This window comes from Spirosoma sp. SC4-14 (assembly GCF_037201965.1).
Classification (GTDB): domain Bacteria; phylum Bacteroidota; class Bacteroidia; order Cytophagales; family Spirosomataceae; genus Spirosoma.
On the sequence record NZ_CP147518.1, the window covers coordinates 3,408,391 to 3,434,774 of the forward strand.

Here is a 26,384-nt window from a genome sequence, read left to right on the forward strand (position 1 = left end):
CTTTCGCTCTTTCACTCTTTCACTCTTTGGCTCTTTCGCTCTTTCGCTCTTTGCACCTATGCATCTCCATATCAACTCCTACGGCACCTACGTCCACGTCAAGGAAGAGTTATTCGACATTCGATTTAAGAACAGTGAGGGCGTTGTTGAACACAAACAATACGCGGCCGCGAAAGTAACGGGCATTGTGCTGGCAACGGGTTGCGCACTGAGTACCGACGCGGTGCGGCTGGCTATGCGGAACAATGTCGATATTCTGTTTGTGGAGCAGTCGGGCGATCCGATTGGGCGGGTGTGGCATTCGAAACTTGGCAGTACGACCCGTATCCGCAAAGAGCAGCTAGTGGCCAGTCTGGGGCCATCGGGCGTGATGTGGGTGAAGAAGTGGTTGCTGACCAAGATCGACAATCAACTGGCGTTCGTGAAAGGATTGAAAAAGCACCGTCCGCAACATGCTCATTTTCTGGATGATAAAGTGACCCGGATGGAAGCCCTGGGCATGTCGATTGGAACGCTGGATGCCGGGTGTGTGGCCGACATTGCCGATACGTTGCGGGGGCTGGAAGGCACAGCCGGGCGGTTGTATTTCGAGACCCTGAGCTACGTGTTGCCCGCTGAGTATCGGTTTTCGGGGCGAAGTTCTCGTCCGGCCGGTGATGCGTTCAACGCCATGCTGAACTATGCGTATGGGATGCTGTATGGGCAGGTAGAGAAGTGTCTGATTGTGGCGGGGATTGACCCGTATGTGGGTTTTATGCACCGCGACGATTACAACCAGTTGAGTATGGTGTATGACTTTATTGAGCCGTACCGAATTTTTGCCGATGAGACGGTCTTTCGATTGTTCACGGCCAAGAAGATCAACAAGGCGCATGTCGAGGAGTTTGTCAATCGGCAGGGTGGGATAGGGGTATCGCTCAATAAGGAAGGGAAATTGCTGCTGGTTACGGCTTTCAATACGTTTATGGATGCTGATCCGGTTCGATACAATGGCCGAAACCTGACGCGTAATCATTGCATCCAGCTTGATGCTCACCAGTTTGCACAGAAATTAAAGAGTGAAAGAGCGAAAGAGTGAATGAGCGAGTAGCTGCATTAGTCATAACTCCTTCGCTCTTTCATACTTTCGCTTATTAAGATTATGCTCGTCTGGGTTTTATACGATATTGAGAAGGATCGTAGTCGCACAAAGGCGGCTAAAGTTTGCAAGCAGGCTGGATTGTATCGGGTACAATTCTCTTGTTTTCTGGGCACATTGACATCAAACGAAAAAGATACGCTTCGGCTTAAGCTGGAAGATCTGATCGATGTTGACCGCGATAAAGTGTACATCTTTCCTATGAGTAAAGATGAGCTTCGACAAACGGATCTGCTTGGGCAGGCATTCGACAAAAATCTGGTTTCGGATGAGGTTCGCGCTTTATTTTTCTGACAAATGGAATCGTTCCTACTTTTTTTATGACTCTCACGCCTTCGCATATCATTGAGTATTTGTTCTGCCCACGCTTCACATATTTCGAATATGTGCTGGCGGTGCCGCAATTTGAGGAGCACAATTATAAAGTGATGAAGGGTCGACACCTGCACGACGAGCGACTGGAGCAGAACAAAAACTACCTTCGCCGACGGCTTGGCGTGGTGAATAAGTATTTGGACCAGTATTTAACGAATGATTTGATTCGCGGTCGGGTCGATGAAGTGCTTGAATTGGCCGACGGAACGATGGCACCGCTCGATTACAAGTTTGCGGAGTTTAAAAACCGGATTTACGATACCTACCGGACGCAATTATACTGTTATGCCTGGCTGATCGAAGAAAACTTCGGGCGATCGGTGACACGTGGTTTTCTGGTCTATACACGTAGTCAGAATCGGGTGGAAGAGATTCCGATTACCGCCGAGAATAAAGCAGATGTGCAGAAAGCGGCAACGGCGATACTGGAAATAATTGACCGGAATTTCTTTCCGAAAGCGACTAAAGCTAAGGCGCGTTGCGTATCTTGCACCTACCGAAATTTGTGTATTAAGTAAGTCTGGTACGGTTCCGGGTCCGAATTTATTTTTGTTTGTGCGAAAAGTGGGTTTAATTGTCTGGTAGACTGAGTGTTATGTTTCCGGAAAATGGAGTTGAATTGGCTGAAAAACGCTCATTGACTTATTGGATTCGATTAAAAAGAGGTGGGTTGATTTACGTGCAACCGATTATTAGACAGGAGTTTATGCGTCTAGACGGCTTTCAGAGGCACTTCCACAGATAGATGGATTGAAACTACGGGTGACGACTTTAAATCTGCTTTTGACGAAGCCTTTCAGAGGCACTTCCACAGATAGATGGATTGAAACCCTATCCGGTGCCGACTACCCAAACCGACTGGATGTCTTTCAGAGGCACTTCCACAGATAGATGGATTGAAACCCATCGGCTCGCTAGGCGGCTGCGGGCTTGCGGTTGCTTTCAGAGGCACTTCCACAGATAGATGGATTGAAACTCGTAATTCTCCGGCAAGTACGGAAATAGAAAGGCCCTTTCAGAGGCACTTCCACAGATAGATGGATTGAAACAGGCAGAGCAATTACAGTATAAACCCATTCAGGCTTACTTTCAGAGGCACTTCCACAGATAGATGGATTGAAACCAACCCTTCTTAACCAAAAACTAATCATACACCACAAACTTTCAGAGGCACTTCCACAGATAGATGGATTGAAACATTACTATTGGAACGTTCAAACTGACTGGGTTTCAGTCTTTCAGAGGCACTTCCACAGATAGATGGATTGAAACGTTAGTCAGTTATTATTTTGTAAATCCACCGCCCAACACTTTCAGAGGCACTTCCACAGATAGATGGATTGAAACAACTGCCTAAGCGAACGTGAGCAACACGAATATCTAAACTTTCAGAGGCACTTCCACAGATAGATGGATTGAAACTACACTACACATTTGCGCGGCCCGGTCGTGAGGTAACTTTCAGAGGCACTTCCACAGATAGATGGATTGAAACGGTGTAACGCTCGATCAAATCAAGAACATGGATGCAGTCTTTCAGAGGCACTTCCACAGATAGATGGATTGAAACGTTCAGTGGCAAACCGAAAATTAACCGACTGTACGGCTTTCAGAGGCACTTCCACAGATAGATGGATTGAAACGTGCATAGAAAAGGCCAATCGACTGGGATGGGTGGACCTTTCAGAGGCACTTCCACAGATAGATGGATTGAAACCCATTTTCCTGTACCTCGTGGCGGCTCCATCCCAGAACTTTCAGAGGCACTTCCACAGATAGATGGATTGAAACTCTACACTGGAAATCAGGATTTCCCTCTCACGTGGCCTTTCAGAGGCACTTCCACAGATAGATGGATTGAAACATCCCTTTACTCCATCGAAACAAATTACATCGGGCAGCTTTCAGAGGCACTTCCACAGATAGATGGATTGAAACAACTTGTTTCCGGATTAAAAATGCTTGTGGCTGATGAATCTTTCAGAGGCACTTCCACAGATAGATGGATTGAAACTGGGTATCAATGGTTTCGATTAGATTATTATGCTCTATTCTTTCAGAGGCACTTCCACAGATAGATGGATTGAAACATCATCTGGTCTTCCTGAGACCACTTGGGGGGTCTGACTTTCAGAGGCACTTCCACAGATAGATGGATTGAAACTGATTCTATTTATCAGTTGTGCAAGGGTTGGGCTGACCTTTCAGAGGCACTTCCACAGATAGATGGATTGAAACTTAATTCAGTTAATCGCTTGTGATAATGAGTATAATCCTCTTTCAGAGGCACTTCCACAGATAGATGGATTGAAACTTGTTGGTCGAACGTTCGAGAATACCGACCATGTGCCTTTCAGAGGCACTTCCACAGATAGATGGATTGAAACATGCCCAGCGCATTGCATGCTTCTTCTGTGGGAAGTTCTTTCAGAGGCACTTCCACAGATAGATGGATTGAAACTGGGTATCAATGGTTTCGATTAGATTATTATGCTCTATTCTTTCAGAGGCACTTCCACAGATAGATGGATTGAAACTGGTATATCCCACGATTGTTCGATAGTTTAAGGTGAACTTTCAGAGGCACTTCCACAGATAGATGGATTGAAACCCGCATTGCCGCTAATTCTGCAACCAACTCATTTTTCTTTCAGAGGCACTTCCACAGATAGATGGATTGAAACCTCAACCCACAGACAGTCGGAAAACTGCAAACTACACTGCTTTCAGAGGCACTTCCACAGATAGATGGATTGAAACTAGCTCGAACATGCTAGACCGTCCCTGCACGACATGAAACTTTCAGAGGCACTTCCACAGATAGATGGATTGAAACACGATGCTGGCAAAGAGGTTAAAGAGGTTACCAGGCTTTCAGAGGCACTTCCACAGATAGATGGATTGAAACTAATATTATTAACAACGGCAGGCAAGTTAATAACACCTTTCAGAGGCACTTCCACAGATAGATGGATTGAAACTTAAGTGGTACTATATAGCCCATGCACAGGCGTACTACTTTCAGAGGCACTTCCACAGATAGATGGATTGAAACTCGTTTGCCTCGGCGGTTATGGCGTATAGCTGTTGTCTTTCAGAGGCACTTCCACAGATAGATGGATTGAAACTGGCCATTCCATTTCTGGGAAAAGCACAAGAAATTACGCTTTCAGAGGCACTTCCACAGATAGATGGATTGAAACTCGTTTGCCTCGGCGGTTATGGCGTATAGCTGTTGTCTTTCAGAGGCACTTCCACAGATAGATGGATTGAAACTGGCCATTCCATTTCTGGGAAAAGCACAAGAAATTACGCTTTCAGAGGCACTTCCACAGATAGATGGATTGAAACCGAAACAGCACAGCAGGCACCCAGTACGTTTTTCCTCTTTCAGAGGCACTTCCACAGATAGATGGATTGAAACCGTAGTTGGTAATTGTCTTGCTCATATCGTGCCGGATCTTTCAGAGGCACTTCCACAGATAGATGGATTGAAACATGGTAAGTTGTTTCTGCGTATGCTAGGGGCAATGGCTCTTTCAGAGGCACTTCCACAGATAGATGGATTGAAACGATGTACAACCCCGATTATTCAGATTGACAAGAATGGCTTTCAGAGGCACTTCCACAGATAGATGGATTGAAACTGGGTTGGTTCGTTATGAAGCCGAAAATGAGACGAAACTTTCAGAGGCACTTCCACAGATAGATGGATTGAAACCCATACCAGTAGTCATGTTTGGCGGTAGACCTGGCCCTTTCAGAGGCACTTCCACAGATAGATGGATTGAAACCCATACCAGTAGTCATGTTTGGCGGTAGACCTGGCCCTTTCAGAGGCACTTCCACAGATAGATGGATTGAAACTCTGGACTCGGTTGGTCTACAGTATGAGTTTATTTTCATCTTTCAGAGGCACTTCCACAGATAGATGGATTGAAACCTTCTTGAAAAGGAATATTGCAAAATTCAAGAATACACTTTCAGAGGCACTTCCACAGATAGATGGATTGAAACGTACCCTGATGGTTCAGGCATTGGTAGCTGATACCACTTTCAGAGGCACTTCCACAGATAGATGGATTGAAACTTAGCCAGTTCGGTAGCAATCCGTAATCCCATCATATCCTCTTTCAGAGGCACTTCCACAGATAGATGGATTGAAACTAGGTAGCCGCGTAAATACCTTCGTGCTGAACACACGCTTTCAGAGGCACTTCCACAGATAGATGGATTGAAACCGGAACTGGCAGACCGTCACGCCAACGACCTAAAAACTTTCAGAGGCACTTCCACAGATAGATGGATTGAAACCGGTTGGCTGTCTGGCCTGCCGGTTTTAAGTTAGCTCTTTCAGAGGCACTTCCACAGATAGATGGATTGAAACATTCTACTTTTTCGAAGTTCCACGCGAAAGAAGCGGCTTCTTTCAGAGGCACTTCCACAGATAGATGGATTGAAACAAAATACGATTATGAAAAAGGGAACAGAGTTATCTGCTTTCAGAGGCACTTCCACAGATAGATGGATTGAAACACGGTAAAAAAACAGCCCGACCTCAATACGAGCCGGGCTTTCAGAGGCACTTCCCCGAATAGATGGATTGAAACAGTATGATTATGTACAGGGTGACTTACTTAACGATCATTCAGGCTTACTCAACAACAAAAAAGCCCTCACTAAAAGCGGGGGCATTTCGGCATCATACAACAACCGTGTTTACACGGTTAACGGTAAGCCTGGTCTTTAACCAGCTTGATATTATTGAGTTCAGTTAGTGTTTCTACGCAATCGGCAGGGATAACCTCACGCTCTATCCATTTGTTCACTAATTGCGTAGTTACTCCATATTTTTGAGCATAGCGTGTAATCGTTAGCCATTCGCTAGTATCCAGCACAAAACCCAAAGGGGTAATGACTTTTAATGTTTCCTCAGTTTTGGCCTGTATATTAGCTAATGTATCCGATAGATTGGGCGTTAGTGTTGTCGTTGCCATAAATATATAGGAAATGGGGCCGAAGCCTCGGTTAGTTATTCGTCTGAGTCAGGTAGTTGCTCGTTCAGCCAGCGAAGGATCTGGCTTTGTTTGCGGTATTCATTCAGCCAGCGCCCCTGTTCCTCGTCTGACATATTTTCGTAGAAGTTGTCGAGTTGTTGTTTGGCCAAACTTAGCAACCTCGTATGTAAGGCAACCAATTGGTCTAAATCTTTCTTTTTCAAGTTTTTCGGTTGGTGTATAATACTATAAAGATAAGCCTTGGCACGTTACGTGTCAAGGCTTAGACGATTATTTTCAACCTATTGGACAGCTTTTTTAGCCACAAAGAGGCCGTCTTTGAACTTTCAGAGAAACTTCCACGAATAGATGGATTGAAACGTATATATCTTAATTTCATTACAAAATGAACGCAAAACATTTAAGCATCGTCATCGAAAAAGGAGATGATGAAGAGATTGCAGGAAGTATAAGTACTGACGATTTCTTATTGACAACCGTTGCGAATATGGAAGAAGAGGTAATTCAGAATTTAAAAATGTTAATTGCTGATTTTATTCAGCACGAAGGGCAGGAAAGTTCATCCTGGAAAAACGTGAAGGTTGACGACATTGAGTACTCAATCGAGTATGACCTGACCACTTTGTTCCAGATTTTCGATGCGTTAAAGATTAGCGCTGTCGCCAAATTAGCGGGTATCAACTCAGGATTGATGCGGCAGTATGCCTCAGGGACGAAAAACGCATCGGCCAAACAGGCCAGGAAAATTGAGGATGCTGTACGTGCTTTAGGTATGCGGTTAACTCAGGTTTCAATCAAATAAGCGACTAATTTACCTTCTTTCATGGTAAACTCCACCAACAGATAGATTGACAAGAGGTTGGTCAGCAAACGCAGATTTAAAACGAAAGATCTGCTTATTTTGAAAATACGATTATGAACAAAGACAACGAATCATCTGGTCATTTCCTGAATCAAGCACGATTCCGGCAAATGGCCATCGACAATTCAGCAACCGAATACCAGATTCGGCAACTCGATCTACAGCATCGGGCCGAACAAATTAAGTACCGCGCGAAACTAGCAGAACTGGAACGACACCGCGCAGACCTATACGAACATACGAATCAAACAGGTCTAAGCGACTATGAAGAGGGCAAGCGTCGTGAGAAAATTAAGGAGTTGACCGCGAAAATTTCCGCGTTCGAACCCCCCAAACCAGTGAACGAAGAATTGTATCAGGTTCAGCGGCAAATGCTCACGATGAAACTGAAAGAAACCGCACATCTGAACGCTACATTGTTAATCTGGCAGGCTCAGGAGAATCGAAATTAAATTCGGTCCGCAGTCCTGAAATTGTAGATCGACCTTCCTCAGGAACTTCTATGAATAGAATGGTAGAAACAATAGGGCTATACGTCGGATCAATCAGACAGACCTGTAGGTATTTACAAGTATAGGGTGCAGCTATTCTGAATAGGACGTAAAAACAACAATCCGGCCGGAGCTACCTCCGTTTTACGACAAACGCGTATCTTTGGGCTACGTACTGTCTGTTTTTATGACCAATCAACCCCCTTTTCAACCGCTCCGGCATACTGGCCTTCGCCCGCATTTGATTGCCGTGCTGGGGCTTTTCGTACTGGCTCTCATCTACTTTTCGCCAGTACTTTCGGGTAAAACGCTTTCCATGCCCGATGTGCAGCAGGCATCTGCAGCCGCCCGCGAAATCCGGGAAATCACCCAGCAAACGGGCGAAAAACCGCTCTGGACCGATGCGCTCTTTAGCGGAATGCCCAGCTATATGATTGATTTCTATTACCCCTATATTCTGGTCTATAAGGCCGTCATGGGGGTAGTCAGTATTCTGCCCAACACGGCAAGTATCATCTTCGTGGTCATGCTTAGTATGTATATTCTGCTGGTTGTACTGGGCTGTAATGCCTGGCTTTCGGCGCTGGGAGCGGCTGCCTATGGCTTTGGTACCTTCGGTATTGTCAGCCTCGAAGCGGGGCACGTCTCGAAGCTGTTTGCGCTGGGTTACGGTGCCGGTATGCTGGCCGGGGTGATCCTGGCCTTGCGTGGTCGCTACTGGCTGGGGGCTGCGCTAACGGGGTTATTTATGTGTATGGAGCTGGGAGCCAACCACATTCAGATTACTTATTACCTCTTCATGACCATTGGGCTCTATGTCCTTATTGAAGGCATTGCGCTGTTGCGCGCAGGCAAAGGACGTCAGCTTGGTCTGGGGCTGGCAACGCTGGTATTAGTTGGCCTACTGGCGGCCGGTAGTTTCGGGAAGCGACTGCTGGTGCTTAATCAGTATACACAGGAAACCATTCGTGGGAAGTCGGAACTAACGGCCAAAATCACCAATCCCGATGGGAAATCACCCAGTAGCGAATCGAAAGGGGGATTAGATAAAGATTATGCCTTTTTATATAGTTACGGCAAAGCCGAGACCTTTACCCTTCTCGTCCCAAACGTATACGGTGGTGGATCAGCCGGGGGCTTAACGACTGATTCGGAGTTTTATAAAGCCATGACGAACCGGGGTATCGATCCGGGAGCGGCCAAACAAATGGCTGAGTTAGGAGCGCCAACCTATTGGGGGGATCAGCCTATTCTGGGCGGGCCAGCCTATGCCGGAGCCGCCCTGCTGTTCCTGTTTGTGCTGGGGATGTTCGTGATTCGTGGCCCTATCCGCTGGTGGCTGCTGAGTGCGGCCGTGCTGATGATTATGCTCGCCTGGGGCAAAAACCTGATGTTCTTCAACGAACTGCTATTCGATTATCTGCCCTATCTGAATAAATTTCGGGCCATGACGATGGCGCTTTGTCTGGCACAGTTATTTCTGGCAGCCGGGGCTGCGCTGGGCGTTCAGACTATTGTGACCGAGAAACTTACCCTGCCTCAGTTACGCCAGCCATTATTCATCAGTCTGGCACTTACGGCTGGGGTGGCACTGGTGATGGCCGTTGCAGGGGGCGCGTTGTTTTCCTTTCAGAAGCCTAACGATCTCGATATGCTGTCGCGGTATTTTGGCGAAGCCGCTAAAGAGTTTCAGACGGCACTCATTGCCGATCGGCAGAGTCTGTTGCGGGCCGATGCATTCCGGTCGGTTATTCTGATTTTGCTGGCTGCCGGAACGCTGTGGTTGTTTCTGACCAACAAAATCAAGTCGGCGGTTTTCTATCCGGTTCTGCTGGCGATTGTGATCTTCGATTTGTTTGCGGTCGATAAGCGGTTTCTGAATAATGCCGATTTTGTTACGAAAGCACAGGCTGCAGCCGTCTTTGAGCCAACAGCGGCCGATGAACAGATTTTGCAGGATAAGAGCCTTGGTTTCCGGGTGATGGATCAGACCGAGTCGTTTATGGAAAGCAACCGGGCATCGTATTTCCATCGGTCCATTGGCGGCTACAACACAACCCGGCTTCGTCGCTATAATGAGCTGATTAACTTCGCCTTTCAGTCGAACTTCCTGAATATCCTGAACATGCTGAATGCGAAATATGTAATTCAGCAAGGTCAGTCCGATCCTAACAATCCGCAACAGGCTCCTGCCGGACCAGTTGCCTTGCCAAATCCGAATGTGCTGGGAGCCGCCTGGTTTGTTGGAACGGTGCAGCAGGTGAACAGTGCCGACGACGAAATGGCCGCCATGAAAACCCTCAACACCCGCGATTCGGCTGTGGTCGATAAGCGGTTTGCGGCCGAACTGGGCAATTTGCCTGCCACAATGGATCATACCGGCAGCACCATTGAGTTGACCAGCTATCGTCCGGATAAACTCATCTATCAGGCCAATGCTGTTCGTGATGGACTGGTGGTTTTTTCGGAGGTCTATTACCGGGGCAATGAAGACTGGCAGGCATTTATCGATGGCAAACCGGCTCCGCACCTCCGCGCTAACTATGTGCTGCGGGCGATGCGCGTACCGGCCGGAAAGCATACGATTGAGTTTCGATTTGATCCGCCATTGGCCCGAACCGGCGATATGATCGATCTGGTTTGTAATGTATTGCTGATTGGATTGATTGGTTTTGTTGCATTCTGGGAAGGGCGAGGCCGTCGTAAAGAACCTGTTCCTTCGCCGGAGCCATCGGAACCTGAGCCGCCAAAACCTGCCAGGCCCAACAAAGCAAAAACACGTTGAAAGCGGTTTGCCTTAGCCGCAGAACAGTATAAAACAATGAACCCTGCCAACGAATGATTCATGGCAGGGTTCATTGTTTGAACCTATTGTACAGCAGTTGCTGTGCTCTGGCTACGCTTCCGATTTGGGTTCCGGCTTGGGAGCCGTTGATTTATGCAGTTTTTGCGGTCGGGTTTTACCATACGAGCCCATTGAAATCTTACCTTTTCGTGACTTTTTATCGCCTTTGCCCATAACTACTTTGTGGTTTAGTTTGACTTTATGTTGGTTCGCAGTAGTTTAAAGGTAATCAGTTGCTTACTCACATGCCAGTCTTACCGGTCAAATTTAGGCTATGGTTACCGTCAGAAACTATTACTTTAACGATCGGGCTTCAACGCCATCAACCGTGATTTTAACGGGCTTGATAGCGCCTTTTTCGTCAAAATAAAGCCGGTCGATGCAGGTTTCGCGGTGGTTGCCGTCGGTTTCTGTTAAAGGGCGACGATGGTAAACAATATACCACTCGTCAGTACCCGGAACCTGAATAACCGAATGGTGGCCTGCTCCGGTAGCCACGGCGGGGTCTTGCTGAAGAATTTTGCCAACCCGTTCAAAAGGTCCAAACGGAGAATCAGAAACCGCATAGGCAACAGAATAGTTGGGGCCCGTCCAGCCACCTTCCGACCACATGAAGTAGTATTTCCCATGTCTGACAAACATCGTCGGGCCTTCCACATAGCTTTTAGGCGTTATTTCCCGAAACAGAGTTCCATCGGCAAAGGGCAAAAAACCCGTAAAATCGTCTTTCAGCCGAACAATGTTGCAGTGCCCCCAGCCGCCATAGATGAGATAGTACTGTCCATCCTTGTCTTTAAATACATACTGGTCGATGGGTTGCGCACCATTGATGATTTGCCCAACCAGCGGTTTGCCCAGATAATCGCGGAAAGGACCGGCAGGATTATCGGCCACGGCCACGCCAATGCCGCCCATGGTGTTGTTGTTCTGAATATCGTTGGCACCAAAGAACAGAAAATACTGACCGTTTTTTTCGATAATGGCCGGTGCCCACATGGCCCGCTTTGCCCATTTGATAGCTGTCGTGTCCAGAATTTGGCTATGCTTTGTCCAGGTTACGAGATCGGGCGACGAGAAAGCGTCAAAAAATACCTGCTGGTTGTAGGGGGCCGAATAGGTGGGGTAAATCCAGTATCGGTTATTGAAAATGGTACCTTCAGGATCGGCATACCAGCCCGGAAAAACCGGATTGCCCGATTTTTTTTTGCTGGATTGGGCCTGACCAGGTGCTGGCAAAAGCGATACGATGAAGGCAATAAAAAAAGCCGTAAAGCGGAGTCGGAGAAAATGCATGGGCGACAAAGATTGAGTATTCAGATTGTAAAAGTAAGCGGGAAACCAATAAGCCGGTTAGACATACACAATCGAATATTTTTTCCCCGGCAATGACCGGACGAATCCCCGAAACTCCAGATTCAGCAGCAACGACGCCAGCCGACCCATCGGAATCTGGGTCTTCCAGCTTAGGTCATCGATATGTAAATCAGCCGACTGACGGAGCAAGGCTACAATCTGGCTTTCTTCTTCGGTTATATCCAGGGGCAGCGTTATCTGCGTATTTGCCGAACCCGCTTTATCTCTGGCTAGTACCGATGTGCTGGGCGTAATATCCCAGTTGAGAGCTTCAATGATATCCCTGGGGCTGGTATAAATCTGTGCTTTATTTTCCCGGATGAGCTTATTACATCCCGCCGAAAACGCCTGATTGAGTTGACCTGGTACGGCAAACACCTCGCGGTGGTAGTTGTTGGCATACTCTGCCGTAATTAAGGCCCCTCCCTTGGCAGCCGCTTCTACCACCACAATGGCGTCGCTCAACCCGGCAATGATGCGGTTACGAGCCGGAAACAGGTGCGCGTCGGGCTTGGTGCCAGGTGGGCTTTCGGTGAGTAAACCGCCCTGCACAAGCATTTCCTGCGCGGTTTTCTGATGCACATTCGGATAAACGATGTCCAGCCCACTCGCCATAACGCCAATAGTTGGCGCACCGTGTACCAGACTGGCCCGGTGCGCCGAAATATCGATACCATACGCCAGACCGCTGATAATGGTTGCGCCGTAGGGGGTTAACACGTCAATAATCTCATTGGTGATGCGTCGACCATAGTCGGTTGCCTGCCGGGTACCTACCAGTGCCACCGTGCGGGCTGTATTCAGATTGCCCGATCCCTGAACGTAGAGCAGGGCAGGGGCATCATATAAGGATTTTAGCCGCGATGGATACGCCTTGTCAGTATAAAACAAAACCGAGGCATTCATTTTTTCGAGCCTGTTGAGTATGCGTTCCGCGTCGGTCAGAACATCGGATTTTAGAATGGCGCGTGCCGTTACCTCGCCAATGCCGGGAATCTTCATCAAACGGGCCAGAGGTGAACGGAAAACTTCGGTTGCCGAACCACAATAGCTAACTAATTGACGGATAAGAATGCTGCCTACGCCCGGAACCAGGGTTAACGCAACCTGATAGTGTTTATCGGTGGACACAACGAATAGAATGAAATTAGTATACCAGTAATTTAGTAGTGATGACTATTGCAAGCTTAGCGATTTCTGATTGGAAATACCAATTTGAAAGAACAGGGTTTTGAGATAAAAGCGGCATTCTCTCACGTATGACTAAAAGATGAGAACACGCATAACACCAATTGGACAGATTTTATCAGTGACAATCCGCTCTATCAGTGTTATGCGTGTTCTCATCTTTTATCAGAAACTTCTGGCTGAAAGACTCACGCAATTGGATAAGGCTGGCGAATTTTCTTTATTTGGCGAGCTATACCGCTGAAAAAACGGGTTTACTGATCGAATCATGAAAACACATTCCGCCCTGACTGATCCTGAGTTTGAACAGCAGTTTGCCCGTTGTTTGCTCGATCCATCCCTGTTTAGCCACGAAGCGCACCTACGGCTCGCCTGGATTCATATCCACAACTATGGAGTTGGGCAGGCTATTGAGAACATTACGCAGCAGCTTCAGAGTTTTGTTGCTGCGCTTGGAGCCAGCGATAAATACAACGAAACGGTAACGGTGGCAGCCATCCGGGCGGTTTATCATTTTATGCTCAACTCGAACACCGATACTTTTTCTGACTTTATTCTGGAAAACCCCCGGCTGAAATTCAATTTTCGGGAACTGTTAGCCTGCCATTACCAGACCGATATTTTTTCATCAGAGCGGGCCAGAAAACAATACCTGGAGCCTGAGCTACTGCCGTTTGATTGATGGAGAGGTATTAGTCGTTGGTAGGTACGGACTGCTCCTGCGGTTCGCCCAAATTATCGCGAATTTCTTCCAGAAACTTTTTCAGTTTTTGCAACTTGGCAATGTAGCGGGCATTTTCCCGCCGACGGGCATCGCGTTCTTTCAGAAATTCGCGGGCACCGGGCAGGGTATACTTCTGCCGATCAATCAAATCCAGAATTTCGGTCAGGTGGTCGATGTCGGCCTGGGTGTATACACGGTCGCCGGAGCGGTTTTTCCTGGGCCTGAGCGTCGGAAATTCCTTTTCGTAGTACCGTAGTTTGGACGCATTGATACCAAACATCTCCGCTACCTCTTTAATGCCATAATACAGTTTGCCGGGGCTTTCCATACGACAAACTTGCTGAGGTTCGGGTAAACCTGCAAGTTTTAACGTAATTTTGTGGCCCCCTGCCCCCTTTGGGGGATGGGGGCTTTTAACTATATTGATATGACTTCCCACGAAATACGTCGGCATTTTCTCGACTTCTTCCGCTCTAAACAGCACCTGATTGTGCCATCGGCTCCGCTCGTTGCCAAAAACGACCCGACGCTGATGTTCAACAACTCGGGCATGGCGCAGTTTAAAGATTTTTTCCTCGGCAATGGTACTCCGCCTTCGAAACGGGTGGCCGACACGCAAAAGTGTCTGCGCGTATCGGGTAAGCACAACGACCTCGAAGATGTAGGCTTCGATACCTATCATCATACCATGTTCGAAATGCTTGGCAACTGGTCGTTCGGGGATTATTTCAAAAAAGAAGCGATTGAATGGGCGTGGGAATTGCTGACCGGCGTTTATAAACTGCCTAAAGACCGGCTGTATGTGTCAGTTTTTCAGGGCGATCAGAAAGATAATGTTCCCTTCGATCAGGAAGCATTCGACCTCTGGAAACCCATTGTTGGCGAAGACCGGATCATTTACGGCAATAAAAAGGATAACTTCTGGGAAATGGGCGATACCGGCCCCTGTGGCCCCTGTTCCGAAATTCACATTGACCTGCGTTCGCCCGAAGAAGTAGCCGAAAAACCGGGCAAGGAGCTTGTTAATGCCGATCACCCGCAAGTGGTCGAAATCTGGAACCTGGTGTTCATGCAGTTTAACCGCAAGGCCGATGCGTCGCTGGAACCACTACCTGCCCGCCATGTCGATACGGGTATGGGCTTCGAGCGGTTGTGCATGGCTATTCAGGGCAAAAAATCGAACTACGACACCGATGTGTTTTCGGGTACGATCCACGTAATCGAAGAAGTGTCGGGTAAGAAATACGGTGGCACAATGGACAAAGCCGATGTGGCCATGCGTGTCATTGCCGACCACATCCGGGCTGTGTCGTTTGCCATTGCCGATGGGTTGGTGCCGTCGAATGCCAAAGCCGGTTATGTGATCCGTCGGATTTTGCGCCGGGCTATTCGGTATGGCTATTCATATCTGGGCATGACCGAGCCGTTTATGACCAAACTGGTGCCCACACTGGCCATGCAGTTTGCCGATGTATTTCCCGAACTAAATACGCAACGGGATTTTGTGGCCACCGTAATTCGGGAAGAAGAAATTGCTTTCCTGCGGACGTTAGGAACAGGACTTGGGCGTCTGGACCAGATTATTGGTCAACTTACTACCGATGGCAAGAAAGAAATTCCCGGCGAAACGGTTTTCGAACTGAACGATACCTTCGGTTTCCCGGCTGACCTGACCGCATTGATTGCCCGAGAAAAAGGACTGAGTATCGATGAACCAGGCTTCCAGAAAGCACTTCAGGAACAGAAAGTCCGATCGCGCAAAGATGCGGCTTCGTCGGCTGGCGACTGGATTGAGCTGGCTGAACTTGACGATAAAGTTGAGTTTGTGGGCTACGACCAGCCCGAAGCCTACGCCCAGATTGTGAAGTATCGGAAGATTCAGAACAAGCAGGGAACCCAGATTCAGGTAGTGCTCGACAAAACACCGTTCTATGCTGAATCGGGTGGGCAGATTGGCGATACGGGTACGCTTGAACTGTATGCCGGTTCTGACCAGATCGGTACGCTGACGGTTGTCGATACGAAGAAAGAAAATGACCTGACCATTCATATAGTCCAGAACGTCGACGGTATCGACGATCTTCTGGTCGAAGCCGATTCGGTCTATGCCATCATCAATACGGCTCGTCGTGGACTGACTGCCAGCAACCACTCGGCTACACACCTCCTGCATTCGGCTCTTCGTGAAGTGCTGGGTTCGCACGTAGCGCAGAAAGGTTCGTATGTTGGTCCCGATGCCCTACGTTTCGACTTCTCGCACTTTAGCAAAGTAACCGACGAACAACTGGCTGAGGTGGAGCGGATCGTGAACGAAAAAATTCGGGAAGACATTAAGCTCGATGAGAAGCGGAACGTCCCCATCGAGCAGGCTAAGGCAATGGGAGCCACAGCGCTTTTCGGCGAAAAGTACGGCGATTTCGTTCGGGTCATCACCTTCGATCCAAACTACTCGGTCGAACTCTGTGGTGGCACCCACGTTCCGGCAACGGGCCATATTGGTCTGTTCAAGTTTACGGGCGAAGGATCGGTATCGACGGGTGTTCGTCGGGTAGAAGCCAAAACGTCGGCCGGTGCCGAAGCTCTGGTGAATGAACAGATGGCCGTTGTGTCGGAACTGAAAGAATTGCTGAAAGCCCCCAAAGATGTGGTGAAAGCGGTTCAGACCCTGCTTGAAGAACGCAGTGCGCTACAAAAACAGGTCGAAGCACTGCAGAATGAGAAAGTGCAGCAGTTGAAAAATCAGTTGCTGGAGAAAGTTGAAACTGTCAATGGGCACGCGCGCCTGGTTGAGCGTGTCGATGTTCCGTCGGCTGATGCGCTGAAACAACTGGCCTACGATCTGAAAGCTAAAGTCGATAACCTGGCGCTGGTATTGGGCGCTGATATTAACGGCAAACCTCAACTAGCCGTTATGCTGCCCGATTCGCTGATTCAGGGTAAAAATCTAAATGCGGGTCAGGTCGTGAAAGAGCTTGCCAAAAACATTAAAGGTGGTGGCGGTGGGCAGCCATTCTTTGCTACGGCTGGCGGTTCCGATGCGTCGGGGCTGGATGCTGCACTGGCCCAGGGTAAGGCATTGCTGGGATAATTGGAAACCAGACTTACCGATTCGTGGTCTGAGGTACTCCTACCTCAGACCACGAATTTTGTTTTAAGGAAAAGGTGAACATAAATAACGCCTGTCTGTAGACGCTACTGGGTAGATGAGCTGTATTTGCTAATGAGAATACCAACGAGTACAACGGAATAAAACTGCCCTACAATACCCAAAACGGCTGTTGCCAGTTTGGAAATATGATGCGCCGGTGTAATGTCGCCGAAGCCAATGCTGGTGAGCGTAATGGTGCAGAAATAAACAATGTCCAGATAAGTAGTTGTAAATGTACTGGTATCCAGTCCTTTAAATGCATTGGGGATACCCGCGTATATGAGCTGCATAGTAAAGACACCAATTTCAATCAGCAGTAAATAGCCACAGATCGATGCCGAAATAACATCGGTGCTGATGTAGCTGGGCCGAATCAGAAATTGCAGAACTGCTACGAAGAGAACGCCAAAAAACGTAATATAAATGCCCGATAGGATGCTCATGTACGTAAGCGTGGGTTCAACAAATGAAATTATAATTGGCAGGGCAATCACGAGCAACAAGAGTATATTTTTTAGGATAAGGTGAATTTTTCCGCGATCAGAAAAAATCCCTATACTGAAAATGCCCAGCAAAACCATGTTCAATGGCCAGAGCACTTTCGCATAAAAGGTCAGATTGGTCATAAAGGTGGCAGTGAACAAATGCAGAAATAAAGCCGCCAGTAGAAATTCGTATTTATTCTTGTGAAGGATCGTTTGTTTTGTTGGTTTCATAATGGTTTTCAATAAAGTGATACGGTAGGTATTCGTTGAACCTTTCTACCTACTGGTAGGTGAGTAAAACTAATAATATTGACTCGATTCTCTCAGCTATAAACTATGAATCAACCGATTGGTGTATTTGATTCGGGATACGGTGGCCTGACCATTCTCCGCGAACTAGTTCAGACGCTTCCGCAATACGATTACGTGTATCTGGGCGACAATGCCCGCACACCCTACGGAACCCGATCGTTCGAGACGGTCTATCTCTATACGCTCGAATGTGTCCGTCATCTGTTCGACCGGGGCTGTCGGTTAGTTGTACTCGCCTGTAATACGGCCTCCGCCAAAGCCCTGCGGAATATCCAGCAACTCGATTTGCCGATATTGGCCCCCGGACTGGATGGTCCCAATAGGCGTGTGTTGGGTGTGATTCGACCGACTACGGAAGTGATCGGTAATTACTCGAAAACCGGGAATGTTGGCATTCTGGCTACGCGGGGAACCGTTACGTCGGAATCGTATGTGGTTGAAATTGAGAAATTTTTCCCAACACTAAGCGTATTTCAGGAAGCCTGCCCGATGTGGGTGCCGCTGGTTGAAAATGGCGAATATGATAGCCCCGGTGCCGATTATTTTGTCAAACAACATATCGACCGGCTGATGGGCAAATCGCCAGCTATCGACACGATTCTGCTGGCCTGTACGCATTATCCGCTTCTGTTAAACAAAATTCGGCAATATGCGCCCGCCAACGCAACCATTTTGAGCCAGGGCGGTATTGTGGCCGCCAGTCTGGCCGATTATCTAAAGCGCCATCCCGAAATTGAAACCCAGTGTAGTAAACATGGCCAGCGTAGTTTTCTGACCACCGATTCAACTGAAGACTTCGACCGGCAGGCTACCATTTTTTATGGCGAAGCTATCCGTTCAGAACAGTTGACGTTGTAGACGAAAGGGTGACTAAAGCAATAAGGTACTGTAGTTCAGTAGCTTGTTTGCCGAATGGCTCTTCCGCTTATTTAATTTGTAGCTTTCCCGTATTCTGAAATTGTAAACGACCCTTTAGTACCAGTTGCTGAGCTGTTGCCAGATTGTTATTGGTAACCGAAACAACATGACCCGGCTGAATTGTAACAACATCAGCCATGGTTGGAATGCAGTTGCAGTCCCAACTGCTGGCTGTGTGCCACGAACCAGTGGCAACTATACTCGTGACGGGTTTCGGAAATTCGTAGGCACCAGCATCGACACGTCCGGCCCGAATGCGGCTGGTTTGTGCGTAGTCGGTTGCACCAACCAACGCCGTTGTGGCGCTCGGATTGCCGCTATTAATGGCTGCCGATGCCGAAGTAATGCTCAGATTAAGCGGAGCCGTTGTGCTCTGGTAAGCCGGATTGCCAAACACGCCGTTCGTTTCCTGACCAGTGCTGCTTCGGAAGGTGTTGAAACCATAATAAACGGCCGAAAAAAGCACCCAAAACGGGTTCGAACTGGTAGTGTACCAAAGATTGTAGTTAACCGTCAGGTTGACCGAGTTGGGCGTATCGTACGAATTTAGTAGTCGGTCCCGACTGCCTGCATGAAAAATATTGTTTTCAACGCGGCAGTTTTCGGAATAGCTCAGCGTGATTTCACCAAAATCTTCAATAGCAGCTCCGGCTTCCGGCCGGTTTATATAATTATCGAACAAGCTATTGTTGACAATTGAGCAATTCGCCACTTTACCATAATTCGTGCTGTAGCTGTGGCTTCCCAAACCAAGACCTGCCCTTGAATTTCGGTAAATCAGGTTGTTGCGCACGGTTACGTTGCTGGCACTGGCTCCGACAATTTGCTTTGGATTTTCGCAGTTGATCTGAATACCGCGCTGGCAGTCGGTTACTAAATTTCCTTCAATGATCAGATCCTTACTGCCATCGGCATAAATGCCAGCCGCAAAAGCGAGCGGTCCCCGACACGACGAAACCCGGTTTTGGGCAATGATTCCCTGACGAGTCTGATTTTGGGTTGTGGCCGTTAGTGGGCATGTTGGACAGGCCCAATCGTAATAACCGGCAACCACCAGACCAATATTGGCAACGTTGGTAATTGTATTGTTCAGTATCTGAAAACCCGCAATATTTCCGACCAGCGTAAGTCCTTCACTATAGCCCGGCATGATTTGGTTAAGTGTGTTTCCCTGGATTAATAAATTACTGATTGGGTTATTGGGATCGTCGCCTTTCACCAGAATTCCGTGTGCATTATGCAGAGAAGAATTGGTAGGCGTCGTTAGTGAGCCATCGAAGGCAATATTATAGATAGAGCAGTTTTGTAGCGTGATGTGTTGCGCGTTTCCGGTTATCTGAATGGCATCCGAATTACTTCCTACTGCATTTCTAAACGTCAGCCCGTCGATGGTAATATGGCTTCTATTCTGAATTGTCAGTAACACACCAGCCGAATAGTTGCCATCAATCAGCACCTGATCGGAATTATACGGCCTGAATGTGATGGGGGTTCCTACAGTGCCTGATACATTGATGATCAGCTTTTCGATGTACGTTCCGGCCCGAATATAAACCGTACTACCTGCCGGAACAGCGCCCGTCTGACAGGCACGGCCAATGGTTTTCCAGGGTGCGGCCAGAGTACCTGCGTTGAGGTCATTGGCATTACTACAGGATTGACATACATAATAGCTCTGTGCCAAAGCGGTTGTATAGCTAAGGAGCAACAGATTTAAAGACAGGATTTTATAGGTTGGCATGGATAGGGGATTGGATTGGTTAGGGAAGGCGATTCGCTACGAAACCGCCCGATTCAGAAACGCTACGAGCGGTTGCAGCGCGGCAAAGCCATCCAGAACCTGTTTGGCCAGTGTGGGCTTCGTTAGCGCCGAATCGGGGAGGTTATAGCTGGCCGTGAAGCTTTTCAACTTCAGGTATTCGATAGCCGGATTGTCGGCAGCGTAGCCTTTTGGGGGGCGTTGCAGGGCTTCGCCACGGCTTAAGCCGTTGAAATGTTTTGTAAAAGAAGGTTGGGTTAGCAGACGTTCAAATTCTTCTGCATTGTAATCGATCTCCTGCCGGATCGCAGTCAGTACGGCGGCTTCGGGCATATACATACCGCCAGCAACAAAGCATTTTCCCGGTTCAAGATTGAAGTAATAACCGGCCGATTCCAGCTTCTTTCCGCCTTTGTTGAACCAGGCCCCGAAATTGGTTTTGTAGGGCGATTTGTTAGCCGAGAACCGAACGTCGCGGTTGATGCGAAAGATGCAGCTTTTGGGCTGCAAAGGCGTTTCGGCAATGGCCGGGTCCTGCTCGTTGAGTCCGTCGATCAACTTACCAACAAACTGAATAAAATCAGCGCGGGCGGCTTCGTAGGCGGTTCGGTTGGCGTCGAACCAGGCTTTGGTGTTATTGGCTTTTAAATCGTTCAGGAATGTCAGCGTGGTTGTCTGTAGCATGAGCGGTTATAAGATAAAACACTGGCAAAGCTAAGGATTTTGGAAAATCGTACTCTAATTGACTCCTTTTCCGGGTATAATCGAGTCCTTTTGGGCGAAAACTCCCTTTTCACATCAAAAAGTCGTAATTTTGCCGTTCAATTCTGAACAGAAATCAACACGCATGGTAACGGTACAAAACGTCTCCCTCCGCTATGGAAAGCGGGTGTTATTCGACGATGTTAATATAAAATTCACCTCTGGCAACTGTTATGGCGTCATTGGCGCTAATGGAGCTGGAAAATCAACGTTTCTGAAAATTTTATCGGGCGAAATTGAGCCGCAAACGGGTAGTGTGACCATTACACCCGGTGAGCGGATGTCGGTGCTGAAACAGAACCAGTCGGCCTATGACGAATTTCCGGTTCTGCAAACGGTAATTATGGGGAACCAGCGCCTGTACGACATCATGCAGGAAAAAGATGAGCTGTATGCCAAAGCCGATTTTACGGATGCCGATGGCGAAAAAGCTGCCGAGCTGGAAGCCGAATTTGCCGAAATGAACGGTTGGGATGCCGAGTCAGATGCGGCTGCGTTGCTGTCGGGTCTGGGCATTAAAGAAGCGATGCACTATGCGCAGATGGCGGATCTGAACGGCTCCGAAAAAGTGCGGGTGCTGCTGGCGCAGGCGCTGTTTGGTAACCCCGACGTTCTGCTGCTCGATGAGCCGACCAACAATCTCGACGTAGAATCGAGTATCTGGCTCGAAAACTTCCTGGCTAATTTCGACAACACCGTAATTGTGGTTTCTCACGATCGACACTTCCTCGATCAGGTCTGTACCCAGATTGTCGATGTCGATTTCAGCAAGGTGAAGCTCTTTGCTGGTAATTATTCGTTCTGGTACGAGTCGAGCCAACTGGCGTTGAAACAACGGCAGGATCAGAACAAGAAAACCGAAGATAAACGGAAAGAACTGGAAGAATTCATCCGGCGTTTCTCGGCCAATGCATCCAAGTCGAAACAGGCTACGAGCCGCGCCAAACTGCTCGAAAAACTCACTATCGACGATATTCAGCCATCGTCGCGGAAATATCCATACGTAAACTTCAAGCCAGAACGTGAGCCGGGCGATCAGATTCTGACGGTCGAAAACCTGACCTACACGGCCGAAGATGGTACGAAACTGTTCGAAAACCTGTCATTTACGGTAAATCGGAAAGATAAAATCTTCCTCTATAGCCGCGACGGGCTGGCCGTATCGGCGCTGATGGATATTCTGGCGGGTGAGCGTAAAGCCGATTCAGGTACGTTTAAATGGGGTATAACCATCACAATGTCGTACTTCCCAACGGATGCCGAAAAAGACAAATTCTTCGAGACTGATCTGAACCTGGTCGATTGGTTGCGGCAGTACTCAGTTGAGAAAGATGAGAGCTTTATTCGGGGTTTCCTGGGCCGAATGCTATTTTCGGGCGAAGAGTCGCTGAAAAAAGCCACCGTATTGAGCGGGGGCGAAAAGGTGCGGTGTATGCTGTCGAAAATGATGCTATCGGGTGCCAACGTGCTGCTGCTCGATGAGCCCACCAACCACCTCGACCTCGAATCCATCGAATCGCTCAACAACGGTCTGATCGATTTCAAAGGTCCGGTGCTGTTTACGTCGCACGACCATCAGTTTGTGCATACCATTGCCAACCGCATCATCGAAATTACCCCGGCGGGCATCCTCGATAAACTGATGACCTACGACGAATTCCTCTCCGACGAGCGCGTGAAAGCGCAACGCGAAGAGCTGTATGAAGCCGTAGCGTAAGAATAGAGAAATACATAAAGAAATGGGTAATCAGGTCATAGAAGCTGATTACCCATTTTTATTGCTCGTCCGATATATAATCGCGGACGAGCATGGGACATCGAAAACTACACGCACTACTTCTTATAAAACTCGCTGAAAATAGCAGTCATTGAATCCTCTATACTGTCGAGCAGTTCCTGAACCGGCATCGTATAGCTTTTGTCATCTACTTCGTAGGGTTCATCAAGGAAGTTTGTTGAGTTGAAGTCAGATGGGCTATTAGCAACACCATGAATCCCTTTGGTATATGCAGACTGTATTTTGACCTCCTTGTCATTTTTCGCTGTCACAATAAAAAAACCGACATATTCATCACTGAAATCGAAGGGTAAAGCCGTTGACGAACCAATTCCCAGTTTTTTGATACTGACTTTCCAGTTCTCAACCATACACACAAAATTGAGAAGGCCTTTAGACATCGATGCGTGTTCTTCAAAAAAGGTGTTATCGGTACAGTAATAATACAAATCAGTGTAGAAGTCTTCGTTACCTAAGCGAACTTTTATGGTTTCATACGCCTTAGGTGAATTCAACGTGATCTTGAACATGGTCTATTTTTATCTAGGGAAAAACAATTGCTGCATATGTATCCTTCTTAGGAGTGCCACATGAACTTATGAGAAAAAAGACTTGTAAAACAACTTTGGAAGTTATACATTTCTCAGTTTCTTCTTTTATTCTGGGGGATTAATTGATATTTAGGGGAAGGAAAGCTGAAATAAGCCAATAGAGGTATCTGCATAGCACGATTGCAGATACCTCTTATTAAGAAATTTTAGAATGAGGGGAAAGCTGTAACAACATGGTTAGCGTTTTGGCCATCCATGACTAAGGTAATATTATATAAAGTCTGTCCCGTTCCTTTTTTACCTCCGTGAACTCCCAAAGGACCAACATTCATAGGAATTTGATATACTATGTTTTTGCCGCTTAATTTCTTTATTACGCCAGGAGTATTGTTTTTAACCTTCGACCAGGCAGCATCAATTAATCCAACTAACTCATTAGTTGGAATTGTTGTAAATATTCCGTGAGCATTTTTATTTAAATTTTCGTTAAAATGCTTATAAACATGGTTTAAAGCATGTAAGCTTTCTGGGTCTGATGCATAAGTTCTGCTCGCCCAGATTAACCCTTCTGCTGATACAAATGTAGACCCGCCTAGAGCCTTTAAGCCATTTTTCGCCCATTTTCCTCCCGTGGCGAGCCAACCAGAAAACGGTATGGTAGCAGCTAGACTGAGTCCGGCATTTATTTTATCTCCCTCCAGTAAATAAATGCCGCCATTAATGGCATCGGGAAGTTCACCTGCACCAGGTACAAGTCCAGCAACATCTAAAACAAAGTGAACAGTCCTCAAGCAGTAATTCATATATGCCTGAGCTAAGCATCTGTTATTACTCCAGGTAGGATGTTTTTGCTTTACATAAACATACTCACGTGATACTTGAATCACCTGACTCAAGCCATCCACGTATAGGACAGGTAAAAAAGGCGGTTGGTCAAGCTTATCTATACTACTTACTCCCAATTTACCCAAGATAATAGTCGACATCCTTTGAAGCTCATCTTCGTAGTACCTGTCAATATCCAAGCCGCGCCCAAAAACTTGCCCTAATTCCGTTGAGAAAGGGAGGATGCCATTAGAGTAGTGAGCATAAATGGCTTCGCCATAGAAGGTCAATAGGAATTGACCTTCGCTGTAGCTACAGCCACTGGTAGGTGGATTCGGATTGGTTGGGGGAGTGGTAGTAGTGTTGTGAGGATCATCTTCGGCAAAACAGTTACTCAGGTTTGAATCGTAACCTGCTGCTACCAGCCAATGACGAGGTTTGAAATTAGATCCGTCTTGATAAGCAGCATATAGTATGCCATTGTAATAGTGAGAATAGATGGCTTCGCTATAGAAATTCAATAAAAACTGACCTTCGCTGTAGCTACAGCCACTCGTTGGCGGATTCGGGTTAGTAGGTGGATTAGTGGTACCACCTGAGCAATTCACTGATACGTTCGCCGAGTTGACTTCGTTCGCGTCGTTATTGACTTCGCGAACCTTGGCATAATAGTTTCCTGAGCCACTTATGGGAAAACTCTTGTTGAAAGAGGGCGCAATCAGGTCGGAAGCCGAGTTGACAACGGCTCCGTCTTTAAAGATCAGGATGCCTACCCGGTTATTGCCGGTGGTCAATACCCCACTGACTGTGAGCGTAGAACTGCCACAGTCCACGCTCAGATTGGCATAGTCGCTGGCGAGTCGAGCGGCCTGTCGGCCATCGACCTGAATCCACAGATCGGTTTTTTCGATAAACAGACTCGTCTCGGTGGCCTGAGCCCCTCCCCGTAGGAGCCGGAACTGAGCACGGCCAGGTGTAGTATGGCTGGCCGCCTGAGAAAAGTAACCTTTGAGTGTATAGGATACCAGCGGATTCGCTTCCGAGAGCTCCATCCCAACTAAGTCGGCATAACTGCCACCTGTTTGTACGAATCCCTCAGGCAGCAGCAGTTTGAGTCGAAAAGCATTGGCTCCGGGCAGAATAAATAGCTGAGAAGAGAGAATCTTCAGATACTGGGCGGTAATGGTCAGTTCAAGTTCTTCGCCAGGTTTAACAAGTTGCTTATTAGCCGTAAGACTAAAGCGAATCGGGTCGGTATCGAATTTGCTGCAAAGCGGCTAAATTAGGGTTAGGGTCGGTAGGGTGGGTTATCGGCCCAAAGCGAATGTGGCCAGGCCACGAAGGTAAATACCCAAACCAGAGCCAAAAACACAGGCTCATGATACTTTTTGATAAAAGTATTCATAAATTGAAGCAGGTTTAATGAACAATTAAGCTGAATAAAGCCCCGCGTCCGGTCGCCAAACTGTCGTGGGGCTTTTGCAATATTAGATGCCTGATTCGTTTTTAGTGACTATCGAATAGAGGGGATTTTGTATGAAATCACCATTTTGCCGGACGAAATCACCCAAAGGGCTGATTTTTGATTTCATATTTAATTTACAGCATGTATTGTATTAAAACATATAATTTGTATCTTAATTTGTATATATTAATAATAAATTGATTGCTTATTGATGAGCATAAACACGCCATCAATAGGATGTTACTGGAGATCGTTTGTTAAGTTTACCAGTTGTGACAGATTGTTGCAGGCAGTAATAACAGGGGCAGGGAACTGAAATTTTTGGGTTTACATAATTATACCTCACTTATCCGCGATGCAATCGCAGACGAGCGGGAGAGCATGAACT

Annotated in this window: 20 protein-coding genes and 1 CRISPR repeat array; of the genes, 10 read left to right on the forward strand and 10 right to left on the reverse strand. The window is 47.5% G+C overall.

Annotated features, from left to right (window positions below):
• Positions 1-58: 58 nt before the first annotated feature.
• The 3 genes from cas1 to cas4 all read left to right on the forward strand — a co-directional run bounded on the left by cas1 (position 59) and on the right by cas4 (position 2,031).
• A complete protein-coding gene (gene cas1, locus WBJ53_RS13790; RefSeq protein ID WP_338876720.1) occupies positions 59-1,078 on the forward strand; it encodes a CRISPR-associated endonuclease Cas1 in 1,020 nt (339 codons plus the stop codon).
• 63 nt (positions 1,079-1,141) lie between these two features.
• Positions 1,142-1,432, forward strand: a complete 291-nt coding sequence (cas2, locus tag WBJ53_RS13795; RefSeq protein ID WP_338876721.1) for a CRISPR-associated endonuclease Cas2 — start codon at positions 1,142-1,144, stop codon at positions 1,430-1,432.
• 26 nt (positions 1,433-1,458) lie between these two features.
• Entirely contained in the window at positions 1,459-2,031 is a 573-nt protein-coding gene (gene cas4, locus WBJ53_RS13800; RefSeq protein WP_338876722.1) for a CRISPR-associated protein Cas4, read from the forward strand.
• A gap of 202 nt (positions 2,032-2,233) precedes the next feature.
• A CRISPR array of direct repeats spans positions 2,234-6,123; the repeat unit is 37 nt; unit sequence CTTTCAGAGGCACTTCCACAGATAGATGGATTGAAAC.
• Between the two features lie 117 nt (positions 6,124-6,240).
• On the opposite strand, the gene WBJ53_RS13805 is transcribed toward cas4, so the two are convergent.
• Together WBJ53_RS13805 and WBJ53_RS13810 are read right to left on the reverse strand one after the other, a co-directional pair.
• Positions 6,241-6,510 carry a hypothetical protein gene (locus WBJ53_RS13805; protein WP_338876723.1) on the reverse strand — a complete coding sequence of 90 codons (270 nt, stop codon included), beginning with the start codon at positions 6,508-6,510 and terminating at the stop codon, positions 6,241-6,243.
• A gap of 35 nt (positions 6,511-6,545) precedes the next feature.
• Complete coding sequence (locus WBJ53_RS13810) at positions 6,546-6,734, reverse strand: hypothetical protein (RefSeq protein ID WP_338876725.1); 189 nt, start codon at positions 6,732-6,734, stop codon at positions 6,546-6,548.
• A gap of 182 nt (positions 6,735-6,916) precedes the next feature.
• Between WBJ53_RS13810 and WBJ53_RS13815 the strand changes: the two genes are divergently transcribed.
• From WBJ53_RS13815 to WBJ53_RS13825, 3 genes are all read left to right on the forward strand, one after another.
• Positions 6,917-7,333, forward strand: a complete 417-nt coding sequence (locus WBJ53_RS13815) for a hypothetical protein (RefSeq protein WP_338876726.1) — start codon at positions 6,917-6,919, stop codon at positions 7,331-7,333.
• 113 nt (positions 7,334-7,446) lie between these two features.
• A complete protein-coding gene (locus WBJ53_RS13820; protein ID WP_338876727.1) occupies positions 7,447-7,845 on the forward strand; it encodes a hypothetical protein in 399 nt (132 codons plus the stop codon).
• A 226-nt stretch (positions 7,846-8,071) separates the two neighbouring features.
• A complete protein-coding gene (locus WBJ53_RS13825) occupies positions 8,072-10,669 on the forward strand; it encodes a hypothetical protein (protein WP_338876728.1) in 2,598 nt (865 codons plus the stop codon).
• Positions 10,670-11,023: 354 nt separating this feature from the next.
• Here WBJ53_RS13825 and WBJ53_RS13830 read toward each other — a convergent pair whose 3' ends face one another.
• A complete protein-coding gene (locus tag WBJ53_RS13830) occupies positions 11,024-12,022 on the reverse strand; it encodes a glycoside hydrolase family 43 protein (RefSeq protein ID WP_338876729.1) in 999 nt (332 codons plus the stop codon).
• Between the two features lie 57 nt (positions 12,023-12,079).
• A complete protein-coding gene (gene dprA, locus WBJ53_RS13835; RefSeq protein WP_338876730.1) occupies positions 12,080-13,213 on the reverse strand; it encodes a DNA-processing protein DprA in 1,134 nt (377 codons plus the stop codon).
• Positions 13,214-13,538: 325 nt separating this feature from the next.
• Between dprA and WBJ53_RS13840 the strand changes: the two genes are divergently transcribed.
• Positions 13,539-13,952: a hypothetical protein gene (locus WBJ53_RS13840; protein WP_338876731.1), complete on the forward strand. Its 414-nt coding sequence runs from the start codon at positions 13,539-13,541 to the stop codon at positions 13,950-13,952.
• A 10-nt stretch (positions 13,953-13,962) separates the two neighbouring features.
• Here the strand turns inward: WBJ53_RS13840 and WBJ53_RS13845 are convergent, their stop codons facing one another.
• A complete protein-coding gene (locus WBJ53_RS13845) occupies positions 13,963-14,322 on the reverse strand; it encodes a MerR family transcriptional regulator (RefSeq protein WP_338876732.1) in 360 nt (119 codons plus the stop codon).
• A 99-nt stretch (positions 14,323-14,421) separates the two neighbouring features.
• Here WBJ53_RS13845 and alaS point away from each other — a divergent pair, with 99 nt between their 5' ends.
• Complete coding sequence (gene alaS / locus WBJ53_RS13850) at positions 14,422-17,082, forward strand: alanine--tRNA ligase (protein ID WP_338876733.1); 2,661 nt, start codon at positions 14,422-14,424, stop codon at positions 17,080-17,082.
• A 104-nt stretch (positions 17,083-17,186) separates the two neighbouring features.
• Here alaS and WBJ53_RS13855 read toward each other — a convergent pair whose 3' ends face one another.
• Positions 17,187-17,858 carry an ion channel gene (locus WBJ53_RS13855; RefSeq protein ID WP_338876734.1) on the reverse strand — a complete coding sequence of 224 codons (672 nt, stop codon included), beginning with the start codon at positions 17,856-17,858 and terminating at the stop codon, positions 17,187-17,189.
• A 105-nt stretch (positions 17,859-17,963) separates the two neighbouring features.
• On the opposite strand from WBJ53_RS13855, the gene murI reads away from it, so the two are divergent.
• A complete protein-coding gene (gene murI / locus WBJ53_RS13860) occupies positions 17,964-18,797 on the forward strand; it encodes a glutamate racemase (protein WP_338876735.1) in 834 nt (277 codons plus the stop codon).
• Positions 18,798-18,864: 67 nt separating this feature from the next.
• Here the strand turns inward: murI and WBJ53_RS13865 are convergent, their stop codons facing one another.
• The gene (locus WBJ53_RS13865; RefSeq protein WP_338876736.1) at positions 18,865-20,598 is read right to left on the reverse strand and encodes a right-handed parallel beta-helix repeat-containing protein; all 1,734 of its coding nucleotides are present in this window, start codon (positions 20,596-20,598) and stop codon (positions 18,865-18,867) included.
• Between the two features lie 36 nt (positions 20,599-20,634).
• Entirely contained in the window at positions 20,635-21,300 is a 666-nt protein-coding gene (locus WBJ53_RS13870) for a DUF2461 domain-containing protein (protein WP_338876737.1), read from the reverse strand.
• Between the two features lie 163 nt (positions 21,301-21,463).
• On the opposite strand from WBJ53_RS13870, the gene WBJ53_RS13875 reads away from it, so the two are divergent.
• On the forward strand, positions 21,464-23,095 hold the full coding sequence (locus WBJ53_RS13875; protein ID WP_338876738.1) for an ATP-binding cassette domain-containing protein: 1,632 nt from the start codon (positions 21,464-21,466) through the stop codon (positions 23,093-23,095).
• 116 nt (positions 23,096-23,211) lie between these two features.
• Here WBJ53_RS13875 and WBJ53_RS13880 read toward each other — a convergent pair whose 3' ends face one another.
• Together WBJ53_RS13880 and WBJ53_RS13885 are read right to left on the reverse strand one after the other, a co-directional pair.
• On the reverse strand, positions 23,212-23,685 hold the full coding sequence (locus tag WBJ53_RS13880) for a hypothetical protein (RefSeq protein WP_338876739.1): 474 nt from the start codon (positions 23,683-23,685) through the stop codon (positions 23,212-23,214).
• Positions 23,686-23,912: 227 nt separating this feature from the next.
• Positions 23,913-25,583: a hypothetical protein gene (locus tag WBJ53_RS13885; RefSeq protein WP_338876740.1), complete on the reverse strand. Its 1,671-nt coding sequence runs from the start codon at positions 25,581-25,583 to the stop codon at positions 23,913-23,915.
• Positions 25,584-26,384 lie beyond the last annotated feature (801 nt).

Bases quoted from the DNA above. Each gene is read 5' to 3' on its own strand.
- WBJ53_RS13805 (WP_338876723.1), bottom strand. From the start codon at position 6,510: ATGGCAACGACAACACTAACGCCCAATCTATCGGATACATTAGCTAAT.
- cas4 (WP_338876722.1), top strand. From the start codon at position 1,459: ATGACTCTCACGCCTTCGCATATCATTGAGTATTTGTTCTGCCCACGC.
- WBJ53_RS13820 (WP_338876727.1), top strand. From the start codon at position 7,447: ATGAACAAAGACAACGAATCATCTGGTCATTTCCTGAATCAAGCACGA.
- WBJ53_RS13870 (WP_338876737.1), bottom strand. From the start codon at position 21,300: ATGCTACAGACAACCACGCTGACATTCCTGAACGATTTAAAAGCCAAT.
- alaS (WP_338876733.1), top strand. From the start codon at position 14,422: ATGACTTCCCACGAAATACGTCGGCATTTTCTCGACTTCTTCCGCTCT.
- WBJ53_RS13840 (WP_338876731.1), top strand. From the start codon at position 13,539: ATGAAAACACATTCCGCCCTGACTGATCCTGAGTTTGAACAGCAGTTT.
- WBJ53_RS13825 (WP_338876728.1), top strand. From the start codon at position 8,072: ATGACCAATCAACCCCCTTTTCAACCGCTCCGGCATACTGGCCTTCGC.
- WBJ53_RS13815 (WP_338876726.1), top strand. From the start codon at position 6,917: ATGAACGCAAAACATTTAAGCATCGTCATCGAAAAAGGAGATGATGAA.
- WBJ53_RS13845 (WP_338876732.1), bottom strand. From the start codon at position 14,322: ATGGAAAGCCCCGGCAAACTGTATTATGGCATTAAAGAGGTAGCGGAG.
- WBJ53_RS13875 (WP_338876738.1), top strand. From the start codon at position 21,464: ATGGTAACGGTACAAAACGTCTCCCTCCGCTATGGAAAGCGGGTGTTA.
- WBJ53_RS13855 (WP_338876734.1), bottom strand. From the start codon at position 17,858: ATGAAACCAACAAAACAAACGATCCTTCACAAGAATAAATACGAATTT.
- cas2 (WP_338876721.1), top strand. From the start codon at position 1,142: ATGCTCGTCTGGGTTTTATACGATATTGAGAAGGATCGTAGTCGCACA.
- WBJ53_RS13830 (WP_338876729.1), bottom strand. From the start codon at position 12,022: ATGCATTTTCTCCGACTCCGCTTTACGGCTTTTTTTATTGCCTTCATC.
- murI (WP_338876735.1), top strand. From the start codon at position 17,964: ATGAATCAACCGATTGGTGTATTTGATTCGGGATACGGTGGCCTGACC.
- cas1 (WP_338876720.1), top strand. From the start codon at position 59: ATGCATCTCCATATCAACTCCTACGGCACCTACGTCCACGTCAAGGAA.
- WBJ53_RS13880 (WP_338876739.1), bottom strand. From the start codon at position 23,685: ATGTTCAAGATCACGTTGAATTCACCTAAGGCGTATGAAACCATAAAA.
- WBJ53_RS13885 (WP_338876740.1), bottom strand. From the start codon at position 25,583: ATGGAGCTCTCGGAAGCGAATCCGCTGGTATCCTATACACTCAAAGGT.
- WBJ53_RS13865 (WP_338876736.1), bottom strand. From the start codon at position 20,598: ATGCCAACCTATAAAATCCTGTCTTTAAATCTGTTGCTCCTTAGCTAT.